Source organism: Cupriavidus sp. CPT47-8839-RL05A (assembly GCF_058792255.1).
On the sequence record NZ_JBYTEG010000034.1, the window covers coordinates 22732 to 37122 of the forward strand.

Consider the following 14391-nt stretch of genomic DNA (forward strand, 5'->3'; position numbering starts at 1 on the left):
CGCGATCTCCCGAAACGCGAGACTGGCAGTCTAGCGGGAAACTGCGCCAGGCGGTGGCGGCGCAACCACGCCCCTGGCCAACAAAAAAAGCCGGAAGAGGGCCAGGCCCCCTTCCGGCTCCGTTCCCGGTCCCCCGGAATCAGAACGAGAAGTTCACCAGGGCGTCGGCAGCGCTCACGTCCGCCGGCTGGGTCTGCACCGCACCCGTGGCGCTGGTGGCCTGCACGCTGTACTTGCCCGCGGCAGCGCCATCCGGCTGCAGCGGAATCGGCAGCGCGGCCTGGTAGGTGCCGATCACCGGAGCGGCCACCGGCAGCGCCGGTTCGGTGGCAAACATGCTGTAGGCGCCGGTATCGCTGGCGGCAGCCGTGGCCGCAATCTCGAAATTGCCGCCATTGACCAGTTGCAGCGCGCGCAGGGTGGCTTCCGCCGAAACCGGCGTGACCGAACCCGAAACCCGGCGATAGGTCGACGCCGGCAGCGACATCGGTGCCGCCGCGGTCGAGATCGCCGTGGGCGTGCCCACCACCACCGGCACGGCGCGCACGATGCCCGCCGCCTTGGCATTGGCAGAACCCGGCACCACCACCACGTCAACCGGGCCGGCCGTGCTGCTCTGCTCGATCGGCACCAGCTTGAAGTTGCCGTTGGCGTCCGCCACCGTCGACTTCACCACCACGCCGTTGCGCTCGGCATAGACGCGCGCGCCCGGTGCCCCGCTGACCACGCCGTTCACTTCACCGCTGACGGTCATCGGGATCGCCGTCACCACCGGCTTCAGGCCGAAAGTGCCATTGCCGCGCGTGACCACCGACTTGCACGCGTCAAAGTCCAGCACCAGGTCGGTCAGCGTATCCTTTGCCACGGTGAACGGCCGGTTGATCTTGATGCCCGACTGCACCGCGCTGGGCGTATCCAGCGCCTGCTCAGTGCCGCCGATGGGCACTACCGAATTGGCCAGCGCACCGGCACCGCTGCCACGGTTGGCATCGAGCACCAGGCGCACCTGCTGGTAGTTGCCGGCAGGCAGCGCGGTCTGGCCCAGCACCGTCATCACGCCGTTGGTCAGCGACAGCAGATCGATCTTGCGCGCGGGCACGACGTCGATATCGACCCAGCCCCCGGCGCTCGTCTCGGCGCTGGCGCTGCTATGCACGCGCACCTTGTTGACGGTCACGAAGACATTGTTGAAGCCACAGGCCGGCGCATCGGTCATCGAGACCTTGAGCGTGCCCTGCCCGCCGCCATCATCGCCGCCACCACCACCGCAGGCGGCCAGCGCCAGGGCACCGCTCAGGGCAAGCACGCGCAGCGGCGCGGAAGTCAAAGAAAGGAATGACACGGTAGGCTCTCCGTTTGGGTTATTTGTGAGTTGATCGGAGGATATGTTGCCGATCGCATAACGGCTGTAAATCTTTGTAATACGTTGTGAAAAAGTCGTTAGCTTGTCTGCATGACGGATCAGCAACGCTTGACGACAGGCGTAACTTGCCCAAGCCGCCGTCGGATGCGCTGCGGCAAGCGTTCTGCTGCGGCAGCTGTCATAGTCATGAACGCCCCCATCGACATCACTGCTGCAGTGCAACGCCGCTTGTATTGCAATGCATTCGATCTGGCGTTTGATCCCGCCAAAATCCGCTCCACTCGCTCCTGCGTGTGTTCGCGTTACGAATGCAGATCCGCCAGCGCGCATTCCCGGGACGCGCAAGCGCACTATCCTGCACCAACTTGGCGCGTTGTGTCGTCAACCTGATCGCATTCGACCGGCTTTCGCCTGCCTGTCGCGCTGGACAAGGCCGAGGCCACCGCCGGCATGCGCTCAGTGCTGATCGCATCGGTAATCGCACTGGTACTGTGAATCCGTCACCGCTGCCTCGCGCGTAGCCGCCGACGGCGGCGTCGTGATCGGCGAAGTCATCACCACCATGGGCCAGATCGAGAACGCCTCGGTCAGGGTCGCCGACATCATCGGCGTGATCGAAGGCATCGCCTTCCAGACCAACATCCTGGCGCTCAATGCCGCGGTGGAAGCCGCCCGCGCCGGCGACCAGGGCCGCGGCTTCGCGGTCGTGGCGGGCGAAGTGCGCGCCCTGGCGCAACGCAGCGCGCAGGCAGCCAAGGAAATCAAGACCCTGATCGAATCCACCGTGGGCAGCGTCAGTTCCGGCTCCGGCCAGGTCCGCCGCGCCGGCCACACCATGAGCGAGATCGTCAGCAACGTCTCCAGGGTGACCTGCATTATTTCCGAGATCACTCACGCAGCCATGGAACAGACCCGCGGCATTCAAGAGGTGAATATGGCGGTGAGCCAGCTGGATCAGATGGTGCAGCAGAATGCGGCGCTGGTTGAGCAATCCACGGCTGCTGCGGCGGCGCTGCAGACGCAGGCCGGAAGCCTGGCGCGGGCGGTGGGACAGTTCAGGTTAGGGTGAGGCCGGCCCCATCCTTAAAGCTAATCTCCGCAAATTCCGCGGAGAATGGTCCCGCCAAACTCCGCAGAGCCCGAAAAAGGGCCATTCGAAACGCTTGTTCAGCGCGGAGCGTCAGTGCGTTGGGAGCCCGTGGGCATGCTTCCTCCCGCCAATCGCCCCCGACGCCGCCGCCCGCAGGATCCGCTGGAACGTCGGGCACTCCATATGGCTTGGCGCCGGACAAACCGCCGCATGCCGCAGTCCGTCGCGCATCGCAGTCAGCTTGCGGATGGTCCGGTCCAGCTCATCCGCCTTGGCCGCCAGCACCTGCCGGTCGATGTTCGGCTGGCCCTGTGGCGAGAACATCTGCGCGATGTCATCCAGCGAGAAACCGGCGGCACGCCCCAGCGCGATCAGCGCCAGCCGCTCCAGCACGCCGGCATCGAACATGCGCCGCATCCCGCGCCGGCCGATGGACGCGATCAGCCCCTTTTCCTCGTAGTACCGCAGCGTCGAGGCCGGCACGCCAGCCTGCCGGGCCACTTCCGCAATATCCAGGCTTGTCACCGCTTGACCTCAAGTTGACTTGAACTGGCACAGTGTAGCTTCCATGCCAGGACGGCGTGCAAGGGGATACAACCATGGGTGAGCAACAGCAGACCAGCAGCAACGGCGGCGACCAGGCCGCACTGTGGAACGGCCCGTCCGGCCATGCCTGGGTCGCGGAGCAGGCGGTGCTCGACGACATGTTCCGGCCGCTGGAAGGCCTGCTTGTCGATACGGTCGGCAAGACTTCCGCGCAGCATGTGCTCGATGTCGGCTGCGGCACCGGCAGCACTACGATCGCGCTGGCGCGCAAGCTCGGCGCGCAGGGCAGATGCACCGGCATCGATATTTCCGAGCCGATGCTCGCCGCTGCACGGGCACGCGCGCAGCACGGCGGCTCGACCGCCAGCTTTATTCGCGCCGACGCGCAGGACTATGCCTTCGCGCCAGCAAGCTTCGACAGCATCGTGTCGCGCCTGGGCGTGATGTTCTTCAGCGAGCCGGTGCGGGCCTTTGCCAACCTGCGCCGGGCTGCAACACCGGATGCCACGCTCCACTGCATCGCCTGGCGCAGCGCCGCAGAGAATCCGTTCATGACCACCGCCGAGCGAGCGGCCGCACCGCTGCTGTCCAACCTGCCGCGGCGGCAGCCGGGGGCGCCGGGGCAGTTCGCCTTCGGCGACCGCCAGCACGTGCATGCCATCCTGGAAGAGGGCGGCTGGACCGGGATCGATGTCGAGCCGATCGACTTCGCCTGCACGCTGCCGGAGCCTGCGCTGGTGGACTACCTGTCCCGCCTGGGTCCCGTCGGACTGGCCCTGCGCGAGGCCGATGCAAGCACACGCGCCAGCGTCGTCGCAACCGTTCGCGCAGCATTCGAGCCTTACGTTCATCGCGCAACTGTGCGCTACACCGCTGCCTGCTGGATGATCACCGCCCGCGCTGCGGCTTCATCACTGACCGCCGGCGAGACTGCCCATGCCTGATACATCGGTGGCGCTCATGTTCAATGCAATCGTGATCGGCACCGGCGCAACGCTGGTGATGGACGCCTGGGCCATCCTGCGCAAGCGGCTGCTGGGCGTGCCTGCACTGGACTATGGATTAGTTGGCCGTTGGCTCGCATGGCTGCCGCGAGGACGCCTTTGCCACCATCCCATCGCCGCATCGCCGCCGGTGCGCGGCGAGCGCGGGATCGGCTGGATCGCGCATTACCTGACCGGCATCGTGTTCGCGGCCATCCTGCTGGGACTATGGGGACTCGACTGGGCGCGTCATCCGACGCTGGCGCCCGCGTTGCTCGTCGGCATCGTTAGTGTGGCCGCACCGTTCCTGCTGATGCAGCCGGCGATGGGTGCCGGCATCGCCGCGAGCCGCACGCCGCGGCCAAACGTGGCACGGGTGCATAGCCTGGTGACGCATGCGGTGTTCGGGCTGGGGCTCTATGTGGCAGGTTGGGTCGTGAGTCTGGTAGTGATCTGAAAAGCGGGCACAGCGGCAGGCTGCCGTTGTCAGATCCAAGGTAGAGGAGAAATTTCCGCGGCTCTCCGGATATATGGCCTCAGCCAGGCATCCGAGACCGCGCCCAAAAGTTTGCCGCCCGCTTCTGTGGGCTATCGAACCGTAGATTGCTGGCGCCGCTCCAGAATAGAAGTCCATCGGCGCCCGCTTCAGCGCCGGACGATCCCCACCATCCACGGGCGACAGGATGACAAGGCTTTCGGGCCGTCTGGCCGCGTGCATCGCGTTCGGTCTTCTGCTGGCTGCCAGTGCGCAGGCGTCGGATATCGCCTGCAAGACGACGCTGCGTCCTTCGCGCTGCGACGATCCGCTCGCCGCCGGCACGTCCTGCCTGCATTCAGTGCCACACGCCGGCGACCTGATCTGCGATCACGCCATGCTCCAGCACGAACACGAGCGCATCCATGCAGACCAGCAGCGCCGGCTGCGCGCCGGCGCGATCCAAGGGAGCGACATCGCCGCCTGGCGGGAGCGCCGGGATGCCTGCACGTCGGTGGCATGCCTGGACCGGGTCTTTGCCAGCTGGCGCCGGCATCCAGCCAGGAAACCGCCGCGGGCTGCCGCGCCGCAACCAACGCCGCCGGCGGCGCGGGCGCGGGAGGCGTCGAGGAACAAGCAGGCTGCGGTCAGGGTCGAGGCCTCGCGGCCAGCGGTCGCGCCACCTCCAGCGACGCTAGCGACGCCAGCGACTCAACCGGCAGCGGAGCCGCTCCCCGCTCCACCACCGTCAGAGCCATTGGCAGAAGCGGGGATTCAGGCGCCCCCTGTGGTGATCCAAAGAGCCTCCGGCCCGACGCTCCAGCAAGCCTCCATTCGTCCGATCCCGGCGCCGCAACCACGCGGCTGGGCATCGCTGGGAACGCTGGCGTGGCTGGGCATGTGCGGCGCGGGCATCGCCTGCTGGTCCCGGCGTACGCGAGGCGAGTGGCTGCCGGGGGTCACCCGCCTGCGCGAGCGGACTCGGGATGCGCCGCCCATCGTGCTGTTGGTGAGCGGACTGCTCGCTTTGAACGGGGTGCTGCTGTTGTGCGTCCTGACGGGGAGCCGGCCATTGTCGTGAGCTCACGCCGTCGCGCCGTCCCACGCAGGCGCGGCCGCAGTCTTGCACCAGCAAAGCAGCATGCTCGCTGCCAGGCGCAGGCCGCTGAGTGGATGCATCAGGCAATGCCGCACCTGCCCGCTGCGGCTTTCGCCGTACAGGCACCACATGCAGAAGTGCTCGCAGTTGTTGGTCAGCAGGCGGTAGCAGTCCTCGCCCAACCGTGAGCGGGCGCGGCCGACGGATTCAGCGGCACTGTACCGCGCCATCGGCGTGCCCAACACCGTGATGCCATGGCCGGCAGCAAAGGCGGCCAGGCTCAGTTCTTCCACCGGGCCGCGCTGCTGCCGGTGGCAATAGCCAGCGTAGTGCACCACCATGCCACGCCCGACGTAGATGCCGTGGTGTGCATAGCCATGACGCGGCGTGACCAGGTGTGCGCCGAGGGGCGGCTCTGCATCGGCGGCGAGGCGCGATGCCAGGACGTGCGGGCTGTGGGTGGCCTGCGCCGTTGTCTTCGTCGTTTCACCGAGGGATGCCATCACCGTCTCCGTTGCAGGCCTCTGTCGGGCCATGCCCTATGACTGCATGGGGCGTGCCAGTGACGGGTGAGGTGGGCACCTAGTGGTGTGGGCGTTGCATGAAGGGGGGCGAAGCGAGGGATGCGAGATACGGCCCGATGCCGAGCGGCCGCGCATCGCAGAAACAGGGCTCGGCCGGTTTGATCAAATGATCAAATTCCGAGCACCGCCACGATCCATTGATCAAAGCATCAAGCCGCCGGCAAGGCATCGCTATGGCGGCGACACACCCTGCGCCGGGCGGCTCATTCCGGCAGCGGGTACTTCCTGGCGTTCATCTCCATCTTGGCGCGGATCGCCGCGTCCAGGTCCACGCCCAGCGCCGTCACCAGCTGCGCCAGGTAGATGGTGATATCGGCAAGCTCCTGCTCCACATGCTCGCGCTCGTCGGTGGACATGATGGCGCGCGATTCCGCGTCGGTCTGCCACTGGAAGATCTCGACCAGCTCGGACACCTCCACGCTCAGCGCCATCGCGAGGTTCTTGGGGCTGTGGTACTTGCCCCAGTTACGGGCCTTGCCGAAGTCTTGGGCGGCTTGCTGGAGGTTCTTGATGTCGATCAGGGGCATGATGGTGTGACAAAAGCGGTTCACAGCGCGCCGGCAATGCGCCGGCGCAAGACGCAGATTTAATCACGACCCGGCCGCCCTCGACACCCGGGCCGCCTGAGGCTTACCCTTCGCTTGTGCATCCACCGCCGCAACGGAGGTTCCCCATGCGCCCGACTCCCGGTCTGGCAATTGCCACTCTCGCCGGCACGTTCGCCTACCTGGCCATCGCCATTGCAGGCTGGGGTGGCATCGCCCCCTTCTTCGCGCACCCGGCGCGCGTGGCCCTGACCCTGGTCCTGTTCGCCCTGTCCATCGCCGCACTGTTCTCCGGCGGCAATATCAGCAGCGGCATGCGCGAGGACCGCGGCAACCGCTGGGTGCTGGCAGTGTTTGGCGTGCTGGGGCTGCTGGCGGCGTACCTGCCGCCCTTTACCGACCGCATCGGCTTCTGGACGCTCGATGGCGACACCATGCGCTGGACCGGCGTGGCGCTGTTTGCCGGCGGCGGCGTGCTGCGGCTGTGGCCGGTGTTCGTGCTGGGGCGGCGCTTCAGCGGGCTGGTGGCGATCCAGCCAGGGCATACGCTGGTGACCACCGGGATCTATGGCGTGATCCGGCATCCGAGCTACCTCGGCTTCCTGGTCAGTTCGCTGGGATGGGTACTGGCGTTCCGCTCCGGCGTGGGCGTGGTGCTGACGCTGCTGATGGTGCCGGTGCTGCTGGCGCGCATCCGGGCGGAAGAAGCGCTGCTGCGCGATCAGTTTGGCGACGAGTATGCGTCGTACTGCGACCGGACCTGGCGCATGCTGCCGGGCATCTACTGAGCGCGGCGCAGCGGCGCCCCGCGCACTTGGCGGATCAAATCGCCAGTCACCAAGGGTTATCCCTAGTCATTCATTCCCATTTTCCGGGACTCTCTGTTTTGATTTCTGGGAATCAGGTCCTATTCTTGGGCCCTATGTTGAATGCCGTCGACAACCCCACCGCCGTGAAGCCCGCGACCTCCGCGCCTGCCGAACCCGCCCAGCCCGCGGGCGGTGCCGATCGCGTGCTGTTCGTGCTGGCGGCGCTGGCGCAACACGGCGCGCCGATCACGGTGCGCGAGCTGGTTGCCAAGACGGGCCTGCCCAAGAGCACGCTCTACCGGCAGCTGATGCTGCTCAAGCGCTGGGGCTTCGTGCTGGAGTCCGACGGCGAATACGCGCCGGGCCCGATCAGCCTGCAACTGGCGCTTGGCTTTGACATGGCCTCGCATCTGGCGCGCGAAGCCCTGCCCGACATGCAGCTGCTGGCGCAGCAGTCCGATGAAAGCGTGGGCCTGGTCGTCGCCGTCAAGGATCACGTGGTGTGCCTGGAGATGGTGGAGAGCCGCCAGTCGCTGCGCTGCTCGTTCGAGAAGGGCCGCGGCGTGCCGCTGCGCGCCGGTGCATCGGCCAAATCGCTGCTGGCCTTCATGCGCGACGAAGCGCGCGAGCGCCTGGTCCGGGCCCAGTGCGAGCCAGGCGAAGCCGAACGGCTGCTGGCCGAGCTGGGCGCCATTCGCGAGACCGGCTACGCCGTCAGCGAGGGCGAGGTGGATCCGGGCGTGTGGGGCGTGAGCGCGCCGCTGTTCTCGCGGCGCAGCAAGGCCGATGCGCTGGGCTCCATCACGCTGATGGTGCCGGCCACGCGGCGGCAAGGGCGCGAGACCGCGCTGATCGACATGACCGTGGCAGCGGCGATGCGGATTTCCGCGCGGCTGCAGTCTTACTGAATACCAAGCAATTCGTTACCGCCGCCGTCGGCAAATCCATGCGACGGCAGATCCCTCGTTCCCGAGAATAGGAGACTTCCATGAACCTTCGTCGCAAATGCCTGATGGCCGGCCTGGCAACTCTGACCGCCCTGACCCTCGGCACCGCCGCGCACGCGCAGGACAATGCCGTGCTGCGCGTGGCCACCGACGCCACCTTCCCGCCGATGGAATTTATCGAGAACGGCAAGCGCACCGGCTTTGACGTGGAGCTGGTGGAGGCCATGGCCAAGACCATGGGCAAGCGGGTCGAATGGACCGACATCGACTTCAAGGGCCTGATCCCGGGGCTGGTCTCGCGCCGCTTCGACATGGCAGTGTCCGGCATCTACATCACCCCCGAGCGCCGCAAGGTGGTGGACTTCACCGAGCCGTACTACGTCGGCGGCCTGGTGGCGCTGGTCAAGAGCGGCAACACCACCGTCCACGCCCCGACCGACCTGAACGGCAAGAAGGTCAGCGTGCAGGTGGGCACCAAGTCAGTCAGCTTCCTGCGTGACACGTATCCGCAGGTGCAGCGCGTGGAAGTCGAGAAGAACCAGGAAATGTTCAACCTGGTCGAGATCGGCCGCGCCGATGCCGCCGTGACCGGCAAGCCGGCCGCGATGCAGTACGTCAAGACCCGCGGCGGCCTGCGCATGGTGGAGCAGCAACTGACCACCGAGGAATACGGCATGGCCGTGCGCAAGGACACGCCCGAGCTGACCCGCGCCCTCAATGCGGCACTCGCCAAGGTGAAGGCCGATGGCACCTACGCCAAGCTGACCCAGAAATGGTTCGGCACGGCCGCCAAGTAAGCCGCGCGGATCATCATCATGGAATTGGATTTTTCTCCTGTCTTTGCCGGCTGGCATGACATCGTCCACGGCGCCGTCATCACCGTGGAGGTGACGGCCTGCGCGCTGGTGCTGGGCTGCGTCATGGGCCTGCTGGTCGGCATCGGCCGGCTGGACCCGAAGCGCCGCTTCATCTTCGGCATCTGCACCGCCTACGTGACCTTCATCCGCGGCACGCCGCTGCTGGTGCAGCTGTTCCTGCTGTTCTTCGGGCTGCCGCAGTTCAACATCCTGCTGCCGGCCTTTGTGTGCGGCGTGATCGGGCTGGGCATCTATTCCGGCGCCTATGTGTCGGAGATCGTCCGCGGCGCGATCCAGTCCGTGGACAAGGGCCAGATGGAAGCCGCGCGCTCGATCGGCATGTCGTCCGGCCAGGCCATGCGCGCGGTGATCCTGCCGCAGGCCATCGTGCGCATGATTCCGCCGCTGGGCAACGAATTCATCGCCCTCATCAAGAACTCGGCGCTGGTGTCGCTGCTGACCATTGCCGACCTGATGCATGAGGGCCAGAAGATCATCAGCGTGTCGTACCGGTCGCTGGAAGTCTATCTGGCGATCGCGCTGGTTTATCTGATCCTGACGAGCGCGGCCGGGCTGATCCTGCGGCGCGCCGAACAACGGCTGCGCATGGGAGGCATGGTGCAATGAGCGATTCCGCAATCATCCGGATCCGGAACCTGGGCAAATCGTTCGGCGGCCATACCGTCTTGCGCGGCATCGACTTCGATGTGGAGCCGTCGCAGGTCGTGGTCGTGATCGGCCCCAGCGGCTCGGGCAAGAGCACCTTCCTGCGCTGCTGCAACGGCCTGGAACAACCCGAGGCCGGCACCATCGACATCGTCGGCAAGCGCCTGGTGACCGACGGCCAGCTGATCGGCGAGCACGAGCTGAACCAGCTGCGCACCGAAGTGGGCATGGTGTTCCAGTCGTTCAACCTGTTCCCGCACCTGTCGGTGCTGCACAACGTCACGGTGGGTCCCCGCATGCTGCGCGGCGCCTCGCGCGAGGAAGCCGAGCGCAAGGCGACGGGCCTGCTTGAGAAGGTTGGCCTTGCGCACAAGGCCCACGCCATGCCCGCCAGCCTGTCCGGCGGCCAGAAGCAGCGCGTGGCCATTGCCCGCGCACTGGCCATGGAGCCGCGCGTAATGCTGTTCGACGAGCCGACCTCCGCGCTGGACCCCGAGCTGGTGGGCGAAGTGCTGCAGGTGATGAAGGTGCTGGCCGCCGAAGGCATGACCATGGTCGTGGTCACCCATGAAATGGGCTTCGCCCGCGAAGTGGCCGATGTGGTGGTGGTCATGGATGGCGGCGGCATCATCGAGGCCGGGCCGCCGTCGGTCATCTTCTCGGCGCCGACGCAGGAACGCACGCGCGGGTTCCTGCAGGCCGTGCTGACGCGGGCGTGACGATGGCTGTGACCCAGAACCTCTGGCAGGGCCGTGTCGACGACGGCGAGCGTGGCGACACCACGCGCCTGTTCCGCATCGTGCATGCGCTGGAAGCAGCGGACGTGACGCCGCTCGACGGCGCGCCGGTGCTGCTCGGTTTCAATTGCGACGCCGGCGTGCTGCGCAACCAGGGCCGTCCCGGCGCCGCGCACGGCCCCGACGCCATCCGCCAGGCGCTGGCCAACGTGCCGGCGCACGGGCTGCCCGCGCTATACGACGCCGGCAATGTCAGCTGTGACGACGGCGACCTGGAATCAGCCCAGCTGGCGCTGGCGGGCACCGTGCGCGACGTGCTGGCGCGCGGCGGGCTGCCGCTGGTGCTCGGCGGCGGCCATGAAGTGGCCTGGGGCACGTGGCAAGGCCTGCGCGCGCACCTGGATGCGCAGGACGATGGCGGGCGCGTGCTCATCATCAATATCGACGCCCACTTCGACCTGCGCACCAGCCGGCCCGCAAGCTCCGGCACGCCGTTCGACCAGATCGCCAACGCCTGCGCCGAGCGCGGGCAGCCGTTCGACTATGTCTGCCTCGGCGTCAGCCGCCTCAGCAACACGCCGGCGCTGTTCAGCCGCGCCGATGCGCTGGGCGTCTGCTACGTCGAAGACGTGGACATGCAGGAGCGCCACCTGGCATCGCGCCTCGCGGAACTGGCGGCGCGCATCGATGCCACGGACCACGTGTACCTGACCATCGACCTCGACGCACTGCCCGCGGCCGTGATGCCGGGCGTGTCGGCACCCGCCGCCTATGGCGTGCCATTGCCGGTGGTGGAGGAAGTGGCCATGCTTGCGCGCCGCAGCGGCAAGCTGCGCGTGGCCGACCTGGCCGAGTACAACCCGCAGTACGACCGCGACCACCAGGGCGCGCGCGTGGCGGCGCGGCTGGCCTGGCGCCTGTTCGGCTGACAGGCAGGTCACGCCCCCCAAGCCGCGCGGCGGTTGGCACCAGCCGCGCCCGGCTATAGTATTGCCCTTCGCTACATTTAGCGATTCCGATCAGAATTGATAAAGCGAGGCGAGGGCAGTCCTGCGCCGGCGTGGCCGTCTTGCCGCGCCCCAGGCCGCCCATCGCCGGTTACGGGCGGAAGGGTCTGCGTGATCGAACAAATCGTCATCGTCGGCTTTGGCTGCATCGGCCAGGCCGTGCTGCCGCTGCTGGAACGAACCTGGCCGCGGGCAGCGATTACCGTGGTGGACCGCGTGCTCGACGCCGCGCGCCAGCAGCTGGCCGCCCGCCACGGGCTGGATGCCATCGAAGCCACCATCACGGCCGGCAACTTTGAAGCGATGCTGGGCCCGCTGCTGCGGCCTGGCACTTTCCTGCTGAACCTGGCGCCGTCCGTCTGCAGCCGCGACCTGATCGCGCTGGCGCAGGCACGCGGCACGTTCTATGTCGATGCCGGCATCGAGCCGTGGGACTATGAGGCCGACCCGCAGGCCTCGCACCTGAGCAACTACGCGCTGCGCCACGAGATGCTGGCCTTCGCCCGCGGCCGTGAGACGCAGCCGACCGCGCTGGTGGCGCACGGCGCCAACCCTGGCCTGGTCTCGGTGCTGGTCAAGGCCGCGCTGATGGAACTGGCCGGCAATATCGGCTTGAATCAGCCCGAGCCCCACGACCGCGCCGGCTGGGCTGCCCTAGCGCGGGCACTGGACGTGCGCGTGATCCAGGTCGCCGAGTACGACAGCCAGCAAGCCCCCGGCTATCCGCGCGACGGCGAGTTCGCCAACACCTGGTCGGCCGAAGGCTTTATCACCGAATGCCTGCAGGACGCCGAACTCGGCTGGGGCAGCCATGAGCCCGCGCTGCCGCCCAATGGCTATCGCCACGGCTACGGCAGCGGCGCGGCCATCGCACTGGATCGGCCAGGGCACCGCACGCGCGTGCGGTCATGGTCGCCGGTGCACGGCCCGTTCGATGCGTACCTGATCACGCACAACGAATCGATCTCGATCGCCGAATACCTGACCGACCAGCCTGCCGGCCAGCCGCTGTACCGCCCCACCGTCTACTACGCCTACCGCCCGACATCCGCCACGCAGACCTCGATGCAATGGCTCGACGACCGCGCCGCCCCGCGCATGCGCGGCGAACGCATCCTGCGCGACGAGATCCAGTGCGGCGAGGACGAACTCGGCGTGCTGCTAATGAGCAGCCGCCATGGCGCGGTCTGGTACGGGTCGCGCCTCTCCACCCAACGCGCGCGCTCGCTGGCGCCGTACAACACCGCCACCAGCCTGCAGGTAGCATCGAGCCTGATCGCCGCCATGCAGTGGATGCTGGCCAACCCGGCGCGCGGCGTGGTGGAATCCGATGCGCTCGACTTCCGCCCCGTGCTGGCCGATGCCGCGCACTGGTGGGCACCGCTCAGCGTACAGTTCACCGACTGGCTGCCGCGGCCCGGCGCCAGCGCGCTCGCCTTTACCGACTTCCTGCTGGACGACGCCATGGCCCAGCCCGATCCCTCTCTTCTGACACTCGCCTGCTGATGCAACGCATCCCCCAGACCCCGCGCCGCAACTGGCCGCGCGAACTTGAGAAGGTCGGCTTCCACTTCCATTCGCTGGATGAGTTCAACGTCCCGCGTGAAGTCGATGACAACACCTTCTTCTACTGGCGCGAAGATGCGGCCTACGCCTTCAGCAAGCAGGAGATCGAAACGCTTTATGCCGCCGCGTACGACCTGAACCAGCGCTGCCTGGAAGCCGTGCAGCACGTGATCGACCACGACCTGTTCGCACGCCTGGCAATCGACAAGGACTTCGCGCAACTGATCCGCACCTCCTGGGACCGCGACGAGCCCACGCTGTTCGGCCGCTTCGACATGACGCTGGACCAGCACGGCGCGCCCAAGCTGTATGAGTTCAACGCCGACACCCCGACCTCGCTGATCGAATCCGCCGTCGCGCAGTGGTACTGGAAAGACACCGTGCAGCCCCAGGCCGACCAGTTCAACAGCCTGCACGACGCGCTGGTGGCGCGCTGGCAATGGCTGCGCAAGCACTACCGCAACGCCAGCCTGCTGCACCTTGCGTGCATGTTCGACAGCCAGGAAGACATCTGCAACACCGAGTACCTGATGGACACCGCGCTGCAGGCCGGCTGGTCCGTCAAGCTGGTCGACCTGCAAGACATCGGCACCGACGGCCGCGGCAACTTCTATGACGCCGACAACGTGCCGATGGAAGTCGTCTTCAAGCTCTATCCGTGGGAATGGATGGCCACCTCCGACTACCGCGACCAGCTGCCACACAGCCCCGTGCGCTGGGTCGAGCCGCCGTGGAAGGCCGTGCTGTCCAACAAGGCCATCCTGCCGATCCTGTGGGAGCTCTTTCCCGGCCATCCCAACCTGCTGGAAGCCAGCTTCGACCCCAGCCACTTCGCCGGTCAGCCGCACGCCAAAAAGCCCTTCCTGTCACGCGAAGGCGAGAGCGTGACCCTGGCCACCCCGGAAGGCGGCCACGTCCACAACCCCGGCGAATACGGCGCCGAAGGCTTCATCTACCAGGCCTATTCCCCGGCGCGGCGCTTTGACGGCCGCTACACCACGCTGGGCGTATGGATTGTCGACGACGTGCCCAGCGGCCTGTGCGTGCGCGAGGAATCCGGGCCCATCGCCAAGAACACCAGTTTCTTCGTTCCACACTACTTCATGAACGAGTAAGG

Annotated in this window: 15 protein-coding genes and 1 pseudogene; 12 read left to right on the plus strand and 4 right to left on the minus strand. The window is 67.1% G+C overall.

Annotated elements, in window-relative coordinates; translation table 11 throughout:
* Positions 1–139 precede the first annotated feature (139 nt).
* Entirely contained in the window at positions 140–1342 is a 1203-nt protein-coding gene (locus AC3WVS_RS29760; RefSeq protein ID WP_492321509.1) for a DUF4382 domain-containing protein, read from the minus strand.
* A gap of 514 nt (positions 1343–1856) precedes the next feature.
* Between AC3WVS_RS29760 and AC3WVS_RS29765 the strand changes: the two are divergent.
* Positions 1857–2432: pseudogene (locus AC3WVS_RS29765) on the plus strand (methyl-accepting chemotaxis protein); the annotation flags it as partial.
* A gap of 111 nt (positions 2433–2543) precedes the next feature.
* On the opposite strand, the gene AC3WVS_RS29770 reads toward AC3WVS_RS29765, so the two are convergent.
* Positions 2544–2978: a helix-turn-helix domain-containing protein gene (locus tag AC3WVS_RS29770; protein ID WP_492321510.1), complete on the minus strand. Its 435-nt coding sequence runs from the start codon at positions 2976–2978 to the stop codon at positions 2544–2546.
* A 74-nt stretch (positions 2979–3052) separates the two neighbouring features.
* On the opposite strand from AC3WVS_RS29770, the gene AC3WVS_RS29775 reads away from it, so the two are divergent.
* The 3 genes from AC3WVS_RS29775 (at position 3053) to AC3WVS_RS29785 (ending at position 5538) form a co-directional block, all read left to right on the plus strand.
* Positions 3053–3943, plus strand: coding sequence for a class I SAM-dependent methyltransferase (locus tag AC3WVS_RS29775; RefSeq protein ID WP_492321511.1), 891 nt, complete (start codon positions 3053–3055; stop codon positions 3941–3943).
* Positions 3936–4439 (plus strand): DUF2938 domain-containing protein, encoded by a 504-nt coding sequence (locus tag AC3WVS_RS29780; RefSeq protein ID WP_492321512.1) that lies wholly within the window; start codon positions 3936–3938, stop codon positions 4437–4439. The genes AC3WVS_RS29775 and AC3WVS_RS29780 overlap by 8 nt, the downstream gene beginning before the upstream one ends.
* 226 nt (positions 4440–4665) lie before the next feature.
* Positions 4666–5538 (plus strand): hypothetical protein, encoded by an 873-nt coding sequence (locus tag AC3WVS_RS29785; protein ID WP_492321513.1) that lies wholly within the window; start codon positions 4666–4668, stop codon positions 5536–5538.
* Positions 5539–5540: 2 nt separating this feature from the next.
* Here AC3WVS_RS29785 and AC3WVS_RS29790 read toward each other — a convergent pair whose 3' ends face one another.
* The gene (locus AC3WVS_RS29790) at positions 5541–6059 is read right to left on the minus strand and encodes a lecithin retinol acyltransferase family protein (protein WP_492321514.1); all 519 of its coding nucleotides are present in this window, start codon (positions 6057–6059) and stop codon (positions 5541–5543) included.
* 284 nt (positions 6060–6343) lie between these two features.
* Entirely contained in the window at positions 6344–6667 is a 324-nt protein-coding gene (locus AC3WVS_RS29795) for a nucleotide pyrophosphohydrolase (RefSeq protein ID WP_010811417.1), read from the minus strand.
* A gap of 146 nt (positions 6668–6813) precedes the next feature.
* Between AC3WVS_RS29795 and AC3WVS_RS29800 the strand changes: the two genes are divergently transcribed.
* The 8 genes from AC3WVS_RS29800 (at position 6814) to AC3WVS_RS29835 (ending at position 14389) form a co-directional block, all read left to right on the plus strand.
* A complete protein-coding gene (locus AC3WVS_RS29800; protein ID WP_492321515.1) occupies positions 6814–7473 on the plus strand; it encodes a methyltransferase family protein in 660 nt (219 codons plus the stop codon).
* 134 nt (positions 7474–7607) lie between these two features.
* Entirely contained in the window at positions 7608–8402 is a 795-nt protein-coding gene (locus AC3WVS_RS29805; protein WP_492321516.1) for an IclR family transcriptional regulator, read from the plus strand.
* Positions 8403–8482: 80 nt separating this feature from the next.
* A complete protein-coding gene (locus tag AC3WVS_RS29810) occupies positions 8483–9238 on the plus strand; it encodes a transporter substrate-binding domain-containing protein (RefSeq protein ID WP_492321517.1) in 756 nt (251 codons plus the stop codon).
* Between the two features lie 18 nt (positions 9239–9256).
* Complete coding sequence (locus AC3WVS_RS29815) at positions 9257–9925, plus strand: amino acid ABC transporter permease (protein ID WP_492321518.1); 669 nt, start codon at positions 9257–9259, stop codon at positions 9923–9925.
* Positions 9922–10683: an amino acid ABC transporter ATP-binding protein gene (locus AC3WVS_RS29820; protein ID WP_492321519.1), complete on the plus strand. Its 762-nt coding sequence runs from the start codon at positions 9922–9924 to the stop codon at positions 10681–10683. The genes AC3WVS_RS29815 and AC3WVS_RS29820 overlap by 4 nt, the downstream gene beginning before the upstream one ends.
* Positions 10684–10685: 2 nt before the next feature.
* Positions 10686–11630, plus strand: a complete 945-nt coding sequence (hutG, locus tag AC3WVS_RS29825; RefSeq protein ID WP_492321520.1) for a formimidoylglutamase — start codon at positions 10686–10688, stop codon at positions 11628–11630.
* Between the two features lie 189 nt (positions 11631–11819).
* Positions 11820–13214 carry a saccharopine dehydrogenase NADP-binding domain-containing protein gene (locus tag AC3WVS_RS29830; protein ID WP_492321521.1) on the plus strand — a complete coding sequence of 465 codons (1395 nt, stop codon included), beginning with the start codon at positions 11820–11822 and terminating at the stop codon, positions 13212–13214.
* Entirely contained in the window at positions 13214–14389 is a 1176-nt protein-coding gene (locus AC3WVS_RS29835; protein ID WP_492321522.1) for a glutathionylspermidine synthase family protein, read from the plus strand. The genes AC3WVS_RS29830 and AC3WVS_RS29835 overlap by 1 nt, the downstream gene beginning before the upstream one ends.
* The last annotated feature ends 2 nt before the right edge of the window (positions 14390–14391 follow it).